Origin of the sequence: Amycolatopsis sp. cg9 (assembly GCF_041346945.1) — a bacterium.
Taxonomy (GTDB): domain Bacteria; phylum Actinomycetota; class Actinomycetes; order Mycobacteriales; family Pseudonocardiaceae; genus Amycolatopsis.
This window is the reverse complement of the sequence record NZ_CP166850.1, coordinates 8,906,470-8,924,004: the sequence shown is the minus strand read 5'-3', so window position 1 is coordinate 8,924,004 and position 17,535 is coordinate 8,906,470. Positions and strand designations below refer to the sequence as shown.

The window sequence follows — 17,535 nt, the reverse complement described above, 5'->3', positions numbered from 1 at the left end:
GCTCGGGGTTGCCGGTCCGGGCCCGGGGCGTGGTCGTCAGGCCTGGATTTCCTTGCGGTCGCCGGTGGTGCCGGTGATTTCGATGCGCCGGGGCTTGGCCTTCTCGGCGATCGGGATGCGCAGGGTCAGCACCCCGGCTTCGTAGTCGGCGGCGATGCGGTCGGTGTCCAGGGTGTCGCCGAGGAACAGCTGGCGGGAGAACACGCCCAGGGGTCGTTCGGAGACCTGCATCTGCACGTCGTCGCCGCCGGTGTGGGGCCGTCGTTCGGCCTTGACGGTCAGGACGTTGCGCTCGACGTCGAGTTCGATGGCCTCGGGAGTGACGCCGGGCAGGTCGAAGCAGACGACGAACTCGTCCCCGGCGCGGTAGGCGTCCATCGGCATCGCGGCGGGCTTGGACCAGGTGCCGGGGCCGCCGAAGACCTGCTGGGCGAAGCGGTCGAACTCGCGGAACGGGTCGGTGCGCATCAACATGGGTTCCACCTCCTGGGGTCGTCAGCACTGGTGTCAACACGCACGACTGTTCTAGCATGTCGTCGGAAGGATGACAAGTATCGAGTCGTCGAAGGGATGACAAATGGTGGACGGTGGCCCGGCCCGGGTGGTGCGGGGCGTGCAGGAGGTGGTGACCGCGGCCCGGCGCGGCGGCGTGCCGTCCGAGGACGCGCTGGCCGCGTTGGCCGCGTTGCGATCGGCGCGGGAGCAGCTCGCCGGCTGGGAGCCGGAACTGATCGCGGCGGCGCGCGCGGGGGGCGCGAGCTGGGCGGTGCTGGCTCCGGCGCTGGGGGTGGCGAGCCGCCAGGCCGCGGAGCGGCGGTTCCTGCGGCTGCGGCCGTCGGCGACCGGGGAGGCGACGGGCGAAGCCCGGGTCGACGCCGAACGCGACCGGCGCGCGGGGGATCGCGCGGTGGCGGAGTGGGCCCGGCGCAACGCTTCGGTGCTGCGGCAGCTGGCGGGGCAGGTGAGCGCCCTGGACGACCTGGACGCCGCGGGACGGGAGAGCGCGGACCGGCTCGGCGCGGCCCTGGGGGAGGACGACGTGACGAGCCTGCTGCCGCCACTGGCGGCGGTGCGGGGCCATCTGGGGCGTGCTCACGCGGGGTTGGCCGAGCGGCTCGGGGACATCGGCGCCGAGGCGGCGCGGCTGCGCCGGGATGCCGCTGGGAACCGTCGTGGCCGGGTGAGCTGACCGCGGTGGCCGCAGAGCCGGTGCCAGGGTCGGCGCCGGTCACAACAGCGCAGCAGAGCCGAAACCCCACAGCCCTCACCACTGGAATCCGGTCACCCCGGATCGCGGCGGGGGAGCGGGCGGGTCGCCGGTCCCTCCAGGACGGTGCCGTCGACGTCGAAGCGGGAGCCGTGGCAGGAGCAGTCCCAGCTGCGCTCGGCGCCGTTGAAGCGCAGCAGGCAGCCGAGGTGGGTGCAGCGCAGGGACACGGCGTGCGTCACGCCGTCGCGGTCCCGGTAGACGCCCTTCTTGCCCAGGCCGTCGGGGAGCACCCGCGCGGTGTCCACGGGGATGTCGTCGGGGTCGGCGGCGTCGGGCGGGACCAGGCGGTCGCCGATGAGGTCCTTCGCCACCTCGAAGTTCTGCTGCAGCAGGGCCGGGGTGCCGGACAGGCTGACCCGGTGCGGGGAGAACAGGCCGGCGTGCGGGTGGGGGACGCCGGTGATCCGGTCGGCCAGGAGTTCGCCCGCGACGGTGCCCATCGCCAGGCCCCACTTGTCGAACCCGGTCGCGACCCACAGGTTCGCCGCGCCGGGCAGGTAGGTGCCGGCCATCGGGAGGCGGTCGTAGGGCTGGGGGTCCTGCGCCGACCAGCGGTGGGTGATCTCGGCGACGTCGAAGTGGCGGTGCGCGAAGTCCGCCAGGGCCTGGTAACGGTCGAAGTCCACGCCGCGTTCGCCGGCGGGGTGGCTCTGGCCGCCCACGATCAGGTGGTCGCCGTGGCGGCTCAGCGACCAGGCCGGGCTGCCGGCGCTGATCGCCAGGTCTTCGGGTGGTGCGCCGGAGGACAGCCGGGCCGCGACGCAGTAGGAGCGCTGGGCTTCGAGCCGGGCGAAGAACAGGCCGCGGTCCAGGATCGGGTAGTGGGTGGCGATCACCACCTGCCGGGCGGTGAGCGTCCCGTCCGCGGTGTGCGCCCGGTAGGGGGCGGTGACGGACACGTCCCGCACCCGGCTGTGCTCGAAGATCCGGCCGCCCGCGGCGACGAAGGCGTCGGCGAGGCCGCGGACGTACTTCGCCGGGTGCAGCACGATCTGGCCGGCCAGGCGGACCGCGCCGAACGTCGGGAACGGCACGTCGAGCTGTTCGGTCCACTCCACGGGGAGCCCGGCGCGCTCGGCCGCCTCGGCTTCGGCGCGCACGGCGGCGGTTTCCCCGGCGGTGTGGGCGAACGTGGCGGCGGGCGCGCGGTGCAGGTCGCAGTCGATCCCCTCGGCCAGCGCGGCCACCAGTTCCACGCCCGCCGCGGCGGCGGCCGCGTAGCCGGCGGCGACGCCGGAGCTGTGCTCCCGTTCGAGGGTGGTGTAGCGGGTCGCCTGCAGGGCGGTGACCTTCGCGGTGTTGTTGCCGCTCGCCCCCGCGCCGACGCGGCCGGCTTCGAGCACGACGACGTCGGCGCCGCGGCGGGCGAGCAGCAGGGCGGTGGTGAGCCCGGCCAGACCGCCCCCGACGACGGCGACTTCGGCCTCGTGGCGGCCGGACAGCGGCGGGTGCGCGGGTGCGTCCGGGACGGTGTGCAGCCACAGGGACTGCTGTGCGGTCGTCGTGCTCACGGGCGGGTTCCCCTCTCGGTCGTCGCTGCGGGCTTACCCCCGGACACCGGCGCCAAACCGGCTGACCGGCGCGGTGGTGGCGCCGGCGGTGCCACTCCGCCCGCAGCCGCTCCCGCAGGTGCGGGTGGTGCAGCTCGAAAGCCGGCCGCTCGGACCGGAGGCGGGGCAGGTCCGGGAAGTCGTGCCGCAGCGCACGGTCCTCCCGTCGCCGAGTTCGGCCACGGCGTACTCACGAGGCAGCCGCGCACGCCCCGGCTCACCCGGCGGAGGAGCTGCCGGACCCGGCGCCGGCTGCGCGCGATCACCGGGCCGGCGTCGCGACGAACCGCGGCGTCGTGGGCATCCACTCCGGAGTGCTCGAGGACGGCGTGCCCGCCTGGTCGGGCCGCGTCCAGGGTCACCGCGCGCCGGTGCCGGTGCGGCCCCGCTTCGTCACCGGGGCGGCGTCCACCGGGCGAGCAGCACACCCGCCTCGCGCCCTTCGCCGAGGGCTTGCGTGAGCACCCGCGCCGTTTCCGGGGGAAGCCTCGCGGTGTTGCGGGGCAGCAGATCGGTGACGGTGCGGTGGGCGGCTTCGGAGACGAGGACGACCAGGTCGTCCGGTGCCAGGGTGTGGTGCGCGACCGCCGGCGCCGGGCCGGTGCCGAACGCGGGGCCGGCCGGGCCGGCGGCTTCGGTGACCCGGCCGTCGCCGGCGATCAGGGGCGGTGGGTGGCCGGCGGCGAGCCACGACAGGCGTCCGCTGCGCAGGTCCACTTCGGCCAGGACGCCCGTCAGGCAGCCGTCCGCCGGGGCGACGTCGTCCAGGGCCCGGTGCTGCGCGGGCAGATCGGCGCCGTCGAGCCGGGCCGCGCGGTAGGCGGCCAGGGCTTCCACCACGGCCACGCTGCTGCCCGCTTCGCCTGCGCGCGCCTCGAACAGGGCCAGCTGGGCGGTGCGCTCGGACAAGGCGTAGTCGAACCCGACGCTCCGCAGGTCGTAGGCGGGGGTCACGCTCGCCCCCACGGTCACGGCCTCCGTGGCCCCGGTGAGCGGCGGCAGGCTGTGCCACAGCAGCTCGGCGGGCACGGCCCGGTTCCGCCGCCGACGCCGGACGTCGAGGCCGTCGCCGTACTGGGTCGTCGCGGTCACCAGGTGCCCGAGCAGCCCGGCCAGCCATCGGCACTGCTCGCGCAGCAGCGGATCGTCGGGATCGGTGCCATCGGTCGGGACGACTTCCAGCACCCCGAGCCGTTCGACGCCGTCGAGCAGGATGGTCCACAGCTTCGGCCGGCCGCCCTCGCGCGTGACGAGGCTGCCTGCGCGGCGGAAGGCCTCGCCCGCGGTGGTGGTCTCGATGTCGAGGGCCGGGGCGCCGCCGCCCGTGGCCGGGACGAGCAGCCGCTGGCCGTAGTCGGCGAGGTAGACGGCGATTTCGACGTCGAGCGCCCGGCCGGCGTCGGCGACGAGCGCGGGCAGCCGTTCCGGGGGAGCGCGGTGCGCCCCGTCGAGCAGCCGCACCAGGGCCGAAAGCGGGCCGTGGCGCGGGGTCGCCCGCCGTTCGATCCGGCTGTAGGGCGCGCGGGGCGGGTCGGTCAGCTCGTCGAGGCGCTCGTTGACCGCGTGCGCCACCATGTCCCGCTGCGTCGGCGCGAGCTGGAGCAGCTCGTGGAGGTAGGCGTCCAGGTCGAGCGCGCTGGCGAGGCCGCCCAGGGCGAAGTAGCGCAGCCACAGCTGTTCCAGGGTCAGGCCTGATCGGGCGAAGCACGCGCCGGCCAGCCGCCGCTGCTCGTGATCGGACACGAACTTCATCCGGCGGCTCCCGCTCGCCGGTCGCGTGCGGCGTCGAGCAGCTCCCGCGCCGCGGCGGCCGGGCTCCGGTCCCGGGCGTGGGCCGTCGCCAGCAGGGTGCCGAACGCGGTTTCTTCGTCGACGCCGTCGCGCTCCACCAGCACCCCCTTGGCGAGGTTGATCGTGTCGCGTTCCCGCAGGGTGGCGAGGAACAGGTCGCTGAACCGGTCCGCCCGGTCGTGCGCCCGCGCGTTGGCGACGAGCGTCGCGGCCTGGCCGGCGAACTTCGCCAGTACCTCTTCCGCGGTATCGCCGAAAGCGCCCGGCTGCCGGCCGTAGACCTTGATGGCGCCGTGGCGGTCGTCGTTCGTCAGCAAGGGGACCGACAGCACCGCCCGGAAGCCGGAGCCGTCCGCGGCGGCGCACCACCGCCGCCAGCGGCGTTCGATCGCGATGTCGTCGACCCGCACGGTTGTGCCTTCGGCCAGCGCCGTGAGGCACGGACCTTCGCCCAGCTCGTACTGCAGGGCATCCGCCGCCCGCGTCGCGTCGTCGGAAGCGGCGGTCGTGGTGAACCCGCCCGCGTCGTCCACGAGGGTGACGCCCGCGCCGGCCACCCCGGGAACCGCCGGGACGGCGAGGGTCACGACCAGGTCCAGTACCGCTTCCACGCTTTCCCGCGGCAGCAGCAACCCGGCCACCCGCGCGGCCACCGCGGCGAGTTCCTCGTCCAACGGCAAGGGCGCCGGCCCGTTCTGCGACGACATGGGGCCTGGTTACCATCCGGCCCGCGCGGCCAAACCCCGATCACGCGCCGGGTTCGCGGTGGTACGCCACGCGGGAGAGCTGCCTGATCGAGCCGACCGGAACGGGCGGCGTTCGGCCGCGGTGTCCCGGCCGGACCGATGTCACCGGCCCGGCCAAGGGCATCCTGATGCAGCGGCGCGGCGCCCCTCGCCGGGGCCGCTACTCGAACACCCCGTAGCCCGCGACGGCGTGGGCCCGGACGCCGTCCAGGTCGAGCTCCACGCCGATGCCGGGGGTGTCGGGGAGCGTGATGTAGCCGTCCTTGACGATCGAGCCGCTCCCGTCGGGGGCGTGGACGTAGCTGTCCCACACCGCGCGCTCCTCGAGGGCGTGCCATTCCTGGACGAAGAAGTTCGGGATCGCCGCGCACTGGTGCGACGTGGCCATCGTGCCCAGCGGCGTCGAAACCAGGTGCGGCGCGAAGGGGATGTAGTGCAGCTCCGCGAGGTTGGCGATCTTCTTGGCCTCGGCGAGGCCGCCGCACTTCGGCACGTCCGGCTCGATCACGTCCACCGCGCCGCGGTCGAGCAGCTCGCGGAATCCCCAGCGCAGGTAAAGGTTTTCTCCCGCGCAGATCGGCGTGCGGGTCTGTTCGCGCACCCGCACCAGCGCGTCGACGTTCTCCGCCGGCAGCGGCTCCTCGAGCCACATCAGGTCGAACGGCTCGAGCTCCCGCGAGATCCGGCACGCGCTCGGCACGTCGTAGCGGGCGTGCAGGTCGATGGCGAGGTCGACGTCCGGGCCGATCGCCGCCCGGACGGCGGCCACGCGCTCGACCATCGAGCGCAGCTCGGCGGCGTTGACCGTGTGGTTGAAGGCGTCGAACTTGGCCGGGTGGCGCAGGTCGTCGATGTCGAACTTGAGGGCCGTGAAGCCTTCGGCGGCCATCCGCTGGGCCCGGTCGACGCACCCGGCGACCGAGCCCGCCGGGTCGTCGCCGTCGCCGCAGTCGGCGTAGAGACGGATCCGGTCGCGGAACTTCCCGCCGAGCAGCCGGTACACCGGCTGGCCCGCGGCCTTGCCCGCCAGGTCCCACAGCGCGAGCTCGATCCCGGACAGGGCGATCACGAACACGCCGCTCTGGGCGCCCGCGAAGACCTTGCTGCGCCGTAGTTTCTCCCAGCACCGCTCGACGTTGCGCGGGTCTTCGCCGAGCAGCAGCGGCGTCAGTGCCTCGATCATCCCGACCACGGCACCCGCGCCGGCATCGGGATTGGCCTCGCCGAACCCGCTGAGGCCCTCGTCGGTGTCGATCCGCAGCAGTGTGGCCTGACCGTGGTAGGCCACCACGGCCGTCGTGACGTTCACGATCCGCATTGCTCTCCCGCCGCCGGGTGGTGCCGAAGAACGGACTGTCGCGAAGTCCAACTTGTCCGATAAGCTGATGACATGCCAAGGAGACAAGAGTCTCCGGACGCTGTCAAGGTCCGGACCCTTCCGGTGCAGGTGGCGGCCCACCTGACCCGGCGGATCGTCAGCGGCGGAATCGAGGACGGCCGGGCCCCTTCGGAGCTCGAGATCTCGAGTGAGTTCGGGGTGTCCCGCGTGGTGGCGCGGGAGACGCTCAAGATCCTCGCCTCGCTCGACATCGTCGACGTCGCGCAGGGCCGCCGCGTCGTCGTGCGCCCCCGCGCGGAGTGGGACTACCTGAGCCCGCTGCTGATCGAGTGGCTGCCCGAGGAGAGCGTCGACGAGCTGCTGCAGGAACTGCACCAGATGCGCGCACTGCTCGAGCCCGAGCTGGCCGCCATGGCCGCGGCCAGCATCACCGACGAGACGCTGGCCCGGCTCGGGGCCGAGATCGGCCGCATGTCGGCGCTCGAGACGGATCCCGAGGCCTACCTCGAGGTCGACCACGAATTCCACATGGAGATCTGCCGGGCGGCCGACAACCGCATCCTCGACCGGATCATGTACTCCGCCCGCTGGCTCGGCACGGCCAGCCGGCGCGTCACGAACGAGGCGCCGGCCGGGCTGCGCCGCGCCACCGCCCAGCACACGGAGATCTACGAGGCGCTCGTGGCGCGCGATCCGGCGGCCGCCCGCGAGGCGATGCGCCGGCACCTGAGCAACAACTACTCCACGCTCCTCGCGGAGAAGGGGCAGCGAAGCAAGCGGGCCGCCCGGCGGCGTTAGGCGCACTGCACGACCGAGTTCCGGAACCGATGACGAGGACGGACGAGGCATGGCAGCACCCGCGATCCCACCGGTCCGCCCGGGACTGATCGGCCCACCGCCCGAACCCGTTGCAGGACAACGCATCAGCAGTTCGGCGTTCTTCGCCGCATGAACGACCCGCAGCGCGGCACTCGCCTCGCTGTCCCCGCCGGGTGCACCGTCGCCCCGTCGGTACGCGTCCGCTCGATCGGACGCGAGAGGAGTGGTCATGGAAGAGAAAACGGACTGGTCGAGACGCACCTTCCTCGGGGTGAGCGCGCTGGGCGTGCTCGGGCTCGCCGGGTGCGGGAGCGGCCCGGCCGCCCCGCCGCAGGTCGACGTCCAGGTGCCGAAGGCGCTGCTCGACCAGGCGGCCGCGCTCCGCGGCGGGTCGGTGGGGATGCTCTCGCAGAAGCTGTACTCGGACGCCGCCAACAAGGCGCTGGACAAGTCGCTGCAGGTGTTCGCCCAGGCCACCGGCACCACGGTCCGCAACGACCTGGTCTCCGGCGACGCCGGTGACATGGTCGCGAAGATGGACGCCGAGGTGAAGGCGGGCACCAACCGCGACCTGGCCTTCATGAGCGACCGGCGGTTCGTCGGCCAGCTCCACAACCTCGGCGCGCTCACCGACGTCACCGACGTGGTCACCGAGATGAAAGCGCTTTACGGGGAACCCGCGACCGAGGCGAACGACTACTGCGTGGTCGACGGGCGCTGGTTCGCGATCCCGTACCACTTCATCGCGTCCGGGATGTACCTGCGCAAGGACTGGTACCAGGAGCAGGGGCTCCCGCTCAAACCCCACTACACGTGGGAAGAGCTGCGCGACAACGCGCTGGCGGTTTCCGACCCCGGCAAGCGGCGCTTCGGCTGGGGGCTCACGGTGAACCGCTCCGGTGACGCGAACGGCTTCATCCAGAACGTCATCAACACCTACGGCGGGGCGATCGCGGACAACACCGGCACGAAGGTGGTGTTCAACTCGCCGGAGACCGTCGCCGCCGTCACGTTCATCGGCGACATCTACACGAACCCGAAGTACCAGCCGATGCTGCCGCCCGGGATCGGCAGCTGGACCGACTCGAGCAACAACGAGAACTGGCTGGCCCAGATCCTGGGGCTCACGCTCAACCAGTTCAGCGTCTACGCCGACTCGAAGACCAAGAAGAACCCGGTGTACGCCAACACCCACGTGTTCAACGGTGCCACCGGCCCGGCGATCGACCAGCCGCTCGCGTACGGGGAGTCCAACTCGTTCGTCGTGTTCAAGGGGGCGAAGAACCCCGACCTGGCCAAGCTGGTGGCGAAGTTCATGGTCGGCGGGACCGCGCTGCTCGGGGTCGCGAAGGAAGCACCGTGCCTGGTCAACCCCTCGTGGACGAAGGTGTGGGACTCCGACCCGTACTACACCGGCGGCGACCCGGCCTTCCCCGCGCTGCGGGAGCAGACCCGCGCACAGCTCCCGGTGAAGACCAGGACCGGCTACGCGTTCCCCCAGGCACCGAGCCCCGGTGAACAGGCCACCCTGGCCGCCTACCTGCTCACCGACATGATGCAGTCGGTCATCCAGGGCACCCGGCCGGCCGACGCCGTCGCCGCGACCCACACCCGGATCGTCCGGATCTTCGAACAGCAGGGCTACCGGCAATGACCGTCCTGCGTCCGAAGACGACACCGCCGGCGCCGGCCCGGCCGGCGCCGCGCGGGTCGTCTTCGCTCACCCCGGCCCAGCGGCGGCTCGGGCGCGACTGGCGCCTCGCCGCGGTGTTCATCGGGCCGACGCTGCTGCTGGTCGCCGGCCTGATCCTGGTGCCGATCATCAGCTCGGTCTTCACCAGCGCCACGGAACGCCACGGCGCGGGGACGGTCTTCGTCGGGCTGGACAACTACACCGCGCTCATCGGCGACGGCCTGTTCCACAAAGGCGTGCTCAACTCGTTCGTCTTCACCGCCTACGCCGAGATCTTCAAGGTGACCTTCGGGCTCATCGCCGCGTTGATGCTGCACCACATGCGCCGCGGCCGGGCGGTCCTCGCCGGGCTGATCCTGCTGCCGTGGGTGATCCCGACGGTCGTCACGGCCTTCACCTGGCGGTCGCTGTTCGACCCGATCTTCGGCAGCGTCAACGTCCTGCTCACCGACTCCGGGATCGGGCCCGCCCTCGCCGCGATGGGGCTCGTCGACAAGTGGCCCGCGGAGTGGCTGTCCGATCCCGCGCTCGCGATGCCGGCGGTCATCCTGGTCAACGTCTGGAAGGGCATCCCGTTCTTCACGGTGACGTTCCTGGCCGGGCTCAAGGCGATCGACAGCGGCCTGCACGAGGCGGCGATGGTGGACGGCGCCTCGCCGTGGCAGCGCTTCGTCCACATCACGCTGCCCGGGCTGCGTCCGGTCATGATCGTGACGGTGCTGCTCTCGTCGATCTGGACGTTCAACAACTTCGACCTGATCTGGCTGATGACCCAGGGCGGGCCGGGGGACGCCACCGCGCCGTACGTGATGGTGGCCTACTCGAAGGCCATCCAGCAGCTGCAGCTGGGCGCGGGCGCCGCGGTCACGCTGGTGATGCTGCCGATCATCGCCGTCCTGGTGGTGATCCTCGTGCGGATGATGCGCCGCAGCGACCAGCCGGGCGCCGCGGACCTGGGGCAGCGGCGGCTGAGCCCCGCCCAGCGCCGGGTGCTGCCGTGGGTGATCGTCGCGGCCGCGGTGCTCCTGCTGGTCTGGGCGTCGCCGCACATCGTCTGGAAGGCCGCGCTCGTGCTGGGCGTGTTCGTGGTGCTCGCGGCCGCCGTCGGCCGGGTCGTCTCCGTGCTCGCGACGCGGGGCAACCGGCTCGCCGCGCGCCTGGCCGGCGGCGCCGGCTCCGGGATCGCGCTCGTGGGGCTGCTGGGCTTCGTGCTCGCCCCGCTGTACTGGATGACGATCACGGCCTTCAAGTCCGACGACCAGATCGTCGCGCGCACCGACGACCTCTGGCCGACGCCGTGGAGCACCGAGCAGTTCACCAACCTGTTCACCGGCCGGGCGTTCGGGACCTGGTACGTCAACACGATCCTGGTGTCGGTGGCGTCCACCGCGATCGCACTGGTCTGCGCGGCGCTGGCCGGCTACGCGCTGGCGCGCCTGAAGTTCCGGGGTTCGGAGAGCTTCACGGTGACGATCCTGCTCACCTACGTGATGCCGGGCGCGCTGCTGTTCATCCCGCTCTACCAGCTGATGAGCGGGATCGGGCTCAACGACTCGCTGTGGTCGCTCGTGCTCGCCTACCCCACGTTCACCCTGCCGTTCGCGACGTGGCTGCTCGTCGGCTACTTCAAGTCGATCCCGGCCGACCTCGAGGAGGCCGCCCTGGTCGACGGCTGCACGCGGTTCGGGGCGTTCCGCCGGATCGTGCTGCCGCTGGCCAAACCGGGCCTGCTCGCGGTCGCGCTGTTCACGCTCACCAACGCGTGGAACGAGTTCCTGTTCGCCTTCGTGTTCATTACCAAGGACGACTACAAGACACTCCCGGTCGGGATGCAGTCGATGATCTTCGGCGACGTCGTGCCGCAGGGGCAGCTGGCCGCGGCCTCGCTGCTGGTCAGCATCCCGGTCGTGCTCATGTACGGGTTCGGGCAGCGGTTCCTGACCGAAGGCCTCACCGCGGGGGCCGTGAAGGGATGAGCGCCATCACGGAGGAGCACGTCGCGACGGCGTCCCGGCCGAGCGACCTGCGCATCACCGACCTGCGCGTGGCCACCCTGACCGGCGTGCCGTTCCGCTCGTCGATCGTCCGGATCGACACCAACCAGGGACTGGCCGGCTACGGGGAGGTGCGCGACCAGGCCAGCGCCACCTACGCGCTCATGCTGAAGAGCCGGCTCGTCGGCGAAAACCCGTGCAACGTCGGCAAGATCTTCCGCAAGATCAAGCAGTTCGGGTTCCACGGCCGCCAGGGCGGCGGGGTCTCCGGCGTGGAGATGGCGCTGACGGACCTGGCCGGCAAGGCGTACGGCGTGCCCGCGTACGCGTTGCTCGGCGGCCGGTTCCGGGACGAGATCCGCTGCTACGCGGACACGCCGTCGCTGCCGGACCCGCACGCGATGGGCGCCCGGCTGCTGGAGCGCAAGCGGCGCGGGTTCACGATGCTGAAGATGGACGTCGGCACCGACCTGCTGTGGGACGTGCCGGGCGCGCTGATCGCGCCGCCGGGAGCCCGCGCGGACGCCACGACGATGCACCCGTTCACCGGTATCCAGGTCACCGCGAAGGGCGCCGACCACCTGGCGTCCTATGTGGACGTCGTGCGCTCGGTCGTCGGCTACGACGTCGCGCTCGCCGCCGACCACTTCGGCCACATCGCCCTCGACTCGTGCATCCGGATCGGCCGTGCGCTGGAACCGTTCACCCTGGCGTGGATCGAGGACCTGATCCCGTGGCAGCTGACCGACCAGTGGCGCCGGCTGACCGCGGCCGTCGCCGTCCCGACGTGCACGGGGGAGGACATCTACCTGGTCGACGGGTTCCGGCCGCTGCTGGACGCCGGCGCCATCCGCGTCGTGCACCCGGACCCGGCGACGGCGGGCGGGATCGCGGAGACCAAACGGCTCGGTGACTACGCGCAGGAACGCGGGATCGCGATGGCGCTGCACCTGGCGGCGTCGCCGATCGCGACGATGGCGTGCGTGCACCTGGCCGCCGCCACGGAGAACTTCCTCGCCCTCGAACACCACGCGGCCGACGTCGAGTTCTGGAGCGACCTCGTCACCGGGCCGCTCATCCGGGACGGCCACATCGCGGTGCCGGACACGCCGGGCCTGGGGTTCGGCGACCTCAACGAGGAACTGCTGCGCCGCCACCTCGACCCGCGCGATCCGGTGTTCTTCGCCGAGACGACGCACTGGGACGCCGAGTCGAGCCACGACCGGCTGTGGAGCTAGGCGCGGTCCCGCTCGGCCCGCCACTTCTCGTACTCGGGCCGGGCCTCGTCCGACAGCGGGTAGTAGCGCCGCAGGTCGCCGCCCTCGGCCAGCCGGATCCGGGAGAACTCCTCCCATTCCGCGTGTTCCCGGGCGTGGGCCACCAGGGCCGGGGCGAGCTTGACCGGCACCACGACGGCCCCGTCGTCGTCGGCGACCACGATGTCGCCCGGCTCGACGAGCGTGCCACCGCACGCCACCGGGACGTTGACGGCGGCCGGGACGATGCCGGTCTGCGCGTGGAAGTTCGGGGTGGCGCCCCGGATCCACAACCCGAGGCCGAGCTGCTTGGCCTCGCCGGTGTCGCGCAGGCACCCATCGACCACGACCCCGGCGCCGCCGCGGCCCTTGAAGTAGGTCAGCATCATCTCGCCGAACACCCCGCTGCTCATGTCCCCGCGCGCGTCGACGACGATCATGTCGCCGGGCCGGGCGTGGTACATGACGTGACGGTGCAGCTGTTTTTCCGGTTCTTCGTACTCGTCGACGGGGTAGAGGTCCTCGCGCTTCGGCAGGAACTGCAGCGTGAGCGCCGGACCGGCCACGCGCACCCCGGGGGTCACCGAAACCGGGCCCCGGATGAAGGCGCTGCGAATGCCCATGCGGCTGAGCTCACCGCTGGCGGTCGCACTGCCGATGGCCGCGAGGGCCGCACTGAGCTCGGCGGGCGGGCGGGCGATGTCGGGCGTCTCGACCACGTCGGTGGCTCCCTCGGATCCGCGCTGACCGTGACTGTCGATTCGAGCGTAGCCCGGCATTCCCGAGCCGGCCGGTCGGCTACCTCGCGGTCGGGATGTCCGGACCCTGGCCCGGAAGCTGACTGCGGTACTTGTCCACGATCTTCTGCGGATCGAACTGGTACAGGTTGAAGACCGCCATGTCCGGGATCCAGCGCTTGCTGCGGCCCACGAGGTACACCCGGCCCGTTTCGATCTCGCGTGCGAGGTAGGCGCCGCTCAACAGCGGTTCGCCGACGTCGATCCCGTCACCGTAGCGGTTCAGCCCGTCCCAGGTCCGCCACAGGTTCAAGTAGGTGCCCTGTCGGGAACGTGGTGCCGCAAGCCGTCGATCACCAGGTACACGGCCGGGTCCAGGAGGCTCTGGTAGCGGGTTCCGTTGCACGTGCTGCAGGTCGTCTGGACGCTCGACTGGCCGGTGGGACGCATCGGTGCGGCCACGGCCGGCGTTGCCACGGCGACCGCGCACGAGCCGGCCAAGGCCGCCAACGAGAGTGCCGTTCCGGACCGCCGCACCCATCCGGGTGCGGAAAGCGCTTGCTTGCGCGCGACTTTCTTGCTCTTTTCCATTGCTGTGCTCCCCTCGGCCCGGTGTACCGGGCACCGCCAGAGTACCCCGTTCGCCGCGCAGTGGCCCGAAGGAAGGAACCCCAGCCGGTTGCGTGGCTGGGGTTCCTCCCGGCACAGGTGGCCGGTCAGGCGGAGGCGATCACCGCTGCAGCGTCAGGACTCCCGGCCGCCACGGCAGCTGGTCGTAGGGGCCGCCGGCGGTGGGGGACTTGCCTTGGTAGAGCAGCTGCAGGTTGCAGGGGTCGACCGTCATGGTCTGGTCCGGGTTGGTGCGGACCAGGTCGCCGTGGCTGATGTCGTTGGTCCAGCTCGCGCCGCTGTTGGCCTTGCCCGCGAACGGGTTGCTCTCGCTGGTGGCCTGCGGTGTCCACGAACCGCTCAGGCTGCTCGCCGTGAACGAGCGGAAGTAGCGCCCGTTCGCGCCGATCGCCTCGACGATCATGAGGTACTGGTTCTGGCCCTGGACCTTGTAGACCTGGACCGCCTCGAACAGGTTGTTGGTCGAGTCGCTCAACACCGTCGTGTACGAAGCGCCGAAGCTGCCCGGGAAGTTCCCGATCGGCATGCTCGCCCGGTAGATCTTGCCGTTGTCACCGGCGAAGAACAGGTACATGTTCGAGCCGTCGGCGATCAGCGTCTGGTCGATCGGGCCGGTGCCGGAGCCGGAGATGCTGCCCGTGAACAGCGGCTGCGGTGACGACCAACCGTTGGGGTTGGTCGGGTCGCTCGACGTGCGGTAGATGAAGGGCCAGGCGCCCCACTGGTAGGCCAGCACCCAGATGTTCTTCGGCGCGAAGTAGAACAGCGTGGGCGCCACCGCGGCCTGGCTCATCCCGTTCTGCCCGGCCGAGGCCATGTCGGACCAGTTCGTGAAGGGACTGAAGGCCATCGAGCCGTACGACGAACCCGAGACGTTGGACGCGTAGACGAGGTGCTTGCCGTTGTACACGACGTTGGTGAAGTCCTTGAGCGAGACCCAGCCGTTCTTGGGCGTGGCCAGCACACCCGTCGACGACCAGCGGTACGTCGAGGGAAGCGCGCAACCGCTGCCGCCGCCGGTCGTGGTGGTGGTCGTCGTCGTGGGCGTGCTCGACAGGCCGGTCCACTTCTGGTTGCTGCCGCCGTTGCACGTCCAGATCGCCACCGCGGTGGCGTTGGCCGTGCCGGCGCCGGTGACGTCCAGGCAGAGCCCGGACTGCACGCCGACGATCGTGCCGTCGGAGTTCACCCGCCACTGCTGGTTGGCCCCGCCGTGGCAGGTCCAGATCTGCACCCGGGTACCCGCGGTCGTCGCGCTGCCGGGCACGTCCAGGCACTTGCCGCCGTACACCGTCAGCAGGCCGCTCGACGTCGACGTCCACTGCTGGTTCGCGCCGCCCGAGCAGTCGTAGATCTGCAGGGCGGCGCCGTCCGCCTGGCTGGAGTTCACGACATCCAGGCAGCGGCCCGAACCGGCGCCGCGCAGCGCGCCGGTGACGTCGGCCGCGGCCGCGCCCGCCCCCAGCGTCACCGTCACCACCACGGTCGCCGCGGCGGTGAGCACCGCGCTGAGGAAGCGAATCCTGCGGCTGATCCTTCTTCTGTTCATCATGACGTTCTCCCGACCGGCAGTCCCGTGAGCGAACCGATTGTTATCGCTAACATGCGCCGCGCCAGGGTGGTCGCGGCGGAGAAGGTTTGTCAATCCACGCCCCGGCCCACCCGGGCCCCGGCGGGCGGCTTTGCCACCTCACGGCCACCGTCCCGGGTCCGCCGGGGCGTGAAAGTTACACGGCTGCCGGTGCGCTCAGGCGGGGGTGCAGGTCAGTACCGGCAGCGCCGCCCCGCCGGTCGCCTGGAACCCGAAGGTGGTGCTGCCGCCCGCACCGAGCCTGCCGTTCCACCCGGCGTCCGCGGCGACCACGGAGGCGCCGCTCTGCTTCAGGGTGGTGTTCCACGAACCGGTGACCCGCTGGCCGCCGGGCCACGTCCAGCCGACCCGCCACCCGGTCAGCGCCGTGCGGCGGTCGTCGGTGACCGTCACCGTCGCGACGTGGCCGGTGCCCCAGTCGCCGTTGACCTGCAGGCTCGCCGAGCAGCCGGCCGCCGGCAGCACCAGCAAGGTGATGGAGTTCGCCGGGTACGTCGCGTCCACGTGGCCATCGCCCACCGGGAGATCGGTGCCGCGCACGATGGCCCCCGGATCGGCCGGGCCGTAGGTGAACCGCTGCGCCGCACCGGCGCCGTCGAACCCGGCCACCGAGAGCGGGGAGGTCAGGTCGTCGCCGGTCTTGTTGACGACCACGACGGTCAGCGCCTGGTCGGCGGAGCGCTGCGCCGCGTACACCGCCAGCCGGTCCTGATCGGCGGCGGTCGCCGACACGCTGACGTCGCCGAAGCGGCCGCCCGCGCCGTCGTAGTCGCGGTACACCCGGAACGCGAACGCCGCCGGATCGGTCGGCTCGGGCTCGCCCCACATCGTGGCGAGGTCGAGGCCCTCACGCCCGAAGATGCCCAGGACGTCGGCCTGCGCCAAGGCACCGTTGATGGTGTCGAGCGCACCCCAGTTGTACTCGGTGATGGCGGTCTTGGTGCCGGGGTTGTACCGCGCGATCCACGACTTCATCGTGCGGATGAACTGCAGCGGCGGCGCGTTGACCCCGCTGGGCCCGATCCAGGACTCCTCGACGTAGGCCGGGTCCCACAGCGACCGGGTGGACCGCAGCCGCAACGCGTTGGCCGCGGGATCCTCGTCCCCGCTGATCTGCGGGTAGAAGTGCTGGTCGAAGTAGTCGAGGAAGCGCTTGCCCCCGTGGGCGTCGCTGTAGTCCTTCATGGTCTTCAGGTACCACTGGGACAGGTTGAGCCCGCCGTGCGCGGCCGAATCGGGACCCGGCCCGCAGCCGTCCACGCCGGAGGCGACCCACTCGCAGTACCCCCAGCCGGACGGGCCGAGGACCGCCGCGCCGGGATCGGCGGCCTTGATCGCCGCGGCGGCCGCGGTGCCCTTGCCGCCCAGTTCGTCGTCGGTGACCGGCGCGGGGTGCACGTCGCGATGGGTGCTGGACCACAGCACCGGCTCGTTGTCGAGCTCGTAGATCGGCACGCCACCGCGGGCCGCCGGGCCGAACCGGTCCACCAGGTGCGACACCATCTCGCCGTCGAACGCCGCGTCCGCTTCGATCGAGCTGTCGGTGGGCACCGCGGTGAGGTTCTGCCCGTCGAGCTTGCCGTTGCCGCAGTTGGCGTCCCACTGGTCGAAGCCGTCCTGGCGCGGGAACCGGGTGGCCGGGAACCCGCAGGCGAACGGGTGGGCCGCCGGCGAATCCTTGGCCACCCACCCGTTCAGGGGCACCGTGACGACCGGCTTGAGGCCGCGGCCGAGGGCGGCTCCCACCATTCCCTCGACGGAGTGTTCCTCGTCGGCGACGATGTTCTCGAAGTACCAGTCGCTGCCGGTGTTGTAGGTGTGGTTCTTGAAGTTGTACCGGCTGGCCGCGTTGCCGCCCCAGCGCGCCACCGGCTGGCCGATTTCGGCGCTGAACGCCGGATCACCGCCGTTCAGGCCGTAGATGTCGGGGCTGATCGCGTGCCGGGCGGCGGACGCGTCGACCGACAGCGCCGGCCCGGTGGCCGCCGCGGCCGCCCGGTCCGTGAGCAGCGCCGCCACGAGGGACGCACCCAGGCCGGCCGCCAGGACCGCTCGTCGCTTCCGCCATCGCCGGACAGTCGGCACGGACGCCTCCACGGGATCCGGCACCGGGAGATTT

Annotated in this window: 15 protein-coding genes; 5 read left to right on the top strand and 10 right to left on the bottom strand. The window is 71.9% G+C overall.

Translation table 11 applies throughout. From position 1 onward, the window contains the following. Positions 1–36: 36 nt before the first annotated feature. Positions 37–474: an Hsp20/alpha crystallin family protein gene (locus AB5J73_RS40955; protein WP_370964377.1), complete on the bottom strand. Its 438-nt coding sequence runs from the start codon at positions 472–474 to the stop codon at positions 37–39. 103 nt (positions 475–577) lie between these two features. On the opposite strand from AB5J73_RS40955, the gene AB5J73_RS40950 reads away from it, so the two are divergent. After that, the gene (locus tag AB5J73_RS40950) at positions 578–1,189 is read left to right on the top strand and encodes an HSP18 transcriptional regulator (protein ID WP_370964376.1); all 612 of its coding nucleotides are present in this window, start codon (positions 578–580) and stop codon (positions 1,187–1,189) included. A 92-nt stretch (positions 1,190–1,281) separates the two neighbouring features. Here AB5J73_RS40950 and AB5J73_RS40945 read toward each other — a convergent pair whose 3' ends face one another. The 4 genes from AB5J73_RS40945 to AB5J73_RS40930 all read right to left on the bottom strand — a co-directional run bounded on the left by AB5J73_RS40945 (position 1,282) and on the right by AB5J73_RS40930 (position 6,675). Then, on the bottom strand, positions 1,282–2,781 hold the full coding sequence (locus AB5J73_RS40945) for an FAD-dependent oxidoreductase (RefSeq protein WP_370964375.1): 1,500 nt from the start codon (positions 2,779–2,781) through the stop codon (positions 1,282–1,284). 432 nt (positions 2,782–3,213) lie between these two features. Then, positions 3,214–4,572, bottom strand: coding sequence for a SpoIIE family protein phosphatase (locus AB5J73_RS40940; protein ID WP_370964374.1), 1,359 nt, complete (start codon positions 4,570–4,572; stop codon positions 3,214–3,216). Next, complete coding sequence (locus AB5J73_RS40935; protein WP_370964373.1) at positions 4,569–5,318, bottom strand: GAF and ANTAR domain-containing protein; 750 nt, start codon at positions 5,316–5,318, stop codon at positions 4,569–4,571. Before AB5J73_RS40935 ends, AB5J73_RS40940 begins: the two co-directional genes overlap by 4 nt. A gap of 199 nt (positions 5,319–5,517) precedes the next feature. Beyond that, complete coding sequence (locus tag AB5J73_RS40930; protein ID WP_370964372.1) at positions 5,518–6,675, bottom strand: mandelate racemase/muconate lactonizing enzyme family protein; 1,158 nt, start codon at positions 6,673–6,675, stop codon at positions 5,518–5,520. Between the two features lie 72 nt (positions 6,676–6,747). Between AB5J73_RS40930 and AB5J73_RS40925 the strand changes: the two genes are divergently transcribed. The 4 genes from AB5J73_RS40925 (at position 6,748) to AB5J73_RS40910 (ending at position 12,440) form a co-directional block, all read left to right on the top strand. Continuing rightward, a complete protein-coding gene (locus tag AB5J73_RS40925; RefSeq protein ID WP_370964371.1) occupies positions 6,748–7,494 on the top strand; it encodes a FadR/GntR family transcriptional regulator in 747 nt (248 codons plus the stop codon). A 250-nt stretch (positions 7,495–7,744) separates the two neighbouring features. Further along, positions 7,745–9,169: an ABC transporter substrate-binding protein gene (locus AB5J73_RS40920; RefSeq protein WP_370964370.1), complete on the top strand. Its 1,425-nt coding sequence runs from the start codon at positions 7,745–7,747 to the stop codon at positions 9,167–9,169. Then, positions 9,166–11,184, top strand: a complete 2,019-nt coding sequence (locus AB5J73_RS40915; protein WP_370964369.1) for an ABC transporter permease subunit — start codon at positions 9,166–9,168, stop codon at positions 11,182–11,184. Before AB5J73_RS40920 ends, AB5J73_RS40915 begins: the two co-directional genes overlap by 4 nt. Beyond that, on the top strand, positions 11,181–12,440 hold the full coding sequence (locus tag AB5J73_RS40910; protein WP_370964368.1) for a mandelate racemase/muconate lactonizing enzyme family protein: 1,260 nt from the start codon (positions 11,181–11,183) through the stop codon (positions 12,438–12,440). The genes AB5J73_RS40915 and AB5J73_RS40910 overlap by 4 nt, the downstream gene beginning before the upstream one ends. Here the strand turns inward: AB5J73_RS40910 and AB5J73_RS40905 are convergent. The 5 genes from AB5J73_RS40905 to AB5J73_RS40885 all read right to left on the bottom strand — a co-directional run bounded on the left by AB5J73_RS40905 (position 12,437) and on the right by AB5J73_RS40885 (position 17,501). Continuing rightward, positions 12,437–13,177, bottom strand: a complete 741-nt coding sequence (locus AB5J73_RS40905; protein WP_370964367.1) for a ribonuclease activity regulator RraA — start codon at positions 13,175–13,177, stop codon at positions 12,437–12,439. The genes AB5J73_RS40910 and AB5J73_RS40905 overlap by 4 nt on opposite strands. A gap of 79 nt (positions 13,178–13,256) precedes the next feature. Continuing rightward, the gene (locus AB5J73_RS40900; protein ID WP_370964366.1) at positions 13,257–13,508 is read right to left on the bottom strand and encodes a hypothetical protein; all 252 of its coding nucleotides are present in this window, start codon (positions 13,506–13,508) and stop codon (positions 13,257–13,259) included. Beyond that, the gene (locus AB5J73_RS40895) at positions 13,505–13,786 is read right to left on the bottom strand and encodes a hypothetical protein (protein WP_370964365.1); all 282 of its coding nucleotides are present in this window, start codon (positions 13,784–13,786) and stop codon (positions 13,505–13,507) included. Before AB5J73_RS40895 ends, AB5J73_RS40900 begins: the two co-directional genes overlap by 4 nt. Positions 13,787–13,925: 139 nt before the next feature. Next, positions 13,926–15,374: a non-reducing end alpha-L-arabinofuranosidase family hydrolase gene (locus tag AB5J73_RS40890; RefSeq protein WP_370973485.1), complete on the bottom strand. Its 1,449-nt coding sequence runs from the start codon at positions 15,372–15,374 to the stop codon at positions 13,926–13,928. Between the two features lie 198 nt (positions 15,375–15,572). Then, positions 15,573–17,501 carry a glycoside hydrolase family 44 protein gene (locus tag AB5J73_RS40885; protein WP_370964364.1) on the bottom strand — a complete coding sequence of 643 codons (1,929 nt, stop codon included), beginning with the start codon at positions 17,499–17,501 and terminating at the stop codon, positions 15,573–15,575. Positions 17,502–17,535 lie beyond the last annotated feature (34 nt).

Bases quoted from the DNA above. Each gene is read 5' to 3' on its own strand.
- AB5J73_RS40955 (WP_370964377.1), bottom strand. From the start codon at position 474: ATGTTGATGCGCACCGACCCGTTCCGCGAGTTCGACCGCTTCGCCCAG.
- AB5J73_RS40950 (WP_370964376.1), top strand. From the start codon at position 578: ATGGTGGACGGTGGCCCGGCCCGGGTGGTGCGGGGCGTGCAGGAGGTG.
- AB5J73_RS40940 (WP_370964374.1), bottom strand. From the start codon at position 4,572: ATGAAGTTCGTGTCCGATCACGAGCAGCGGCGGCTGGCCGGCGCGTGC.
- AB5J73_RS40935 (WP_370964373.1), bottom strand. From the start codon at position 5,318: ATGTCGTCGCAGAACGGGCCGGCGCCCTTGCCGTTGGACGAGGAACTC.
- AB5J73_RS40930 (WP_370964372.1), bottom strand. From the start codon at position 6,675: ATGCGGATCGTGAACGTCACGACGGCCGTGGTGGCCTACCACGGTCAG.
- AB5J73_RS40925 (WP_370964371.1), top strand. From the start codon at position 6,748: ATGCCAAGGAGACAAGAGTCTCCGGACGCTGTCAAGGTCCGGACCCTT.
- AB5J73_RS40920 (WP_370964370.1), top strand. From the start codon at position 7,745: ATGGAAGAGAAAACGGACTGGTCGAGACGCACCTTCCTCGGGGTGAGC.
- AB5J73_RS40915 (WP_370964369.1), top strand. From the start codon at position 9,166: ATGACCGTCCTGCGTCCGAAGACGACACCGCCGGCGCCGGCCCGGCCG.
- AB5J73_RS40910 (WP_370964368.1), top strand. From the start codon at position 11,181: ATGAGCGCCATCACGGAGGAGCACGTCGCGACGGCGTCCCGGCCGAGC.
- AB5J73_RS40895 (WP_370964365.1), bottom strand. From the start codon at position 13,786: ATGGAAAAGAGCAAGAAAGTCGCGCGCAAGCAAGCGCTTTCCGCACCC.
- AB5J73_RS40890 (WP_370973485.1), bottom strand. From the start codon at position 15,374: ATGAACAGAAGAAGGATCAGCCGCAGGATTCGCTTCCTCAGCGCGGTG.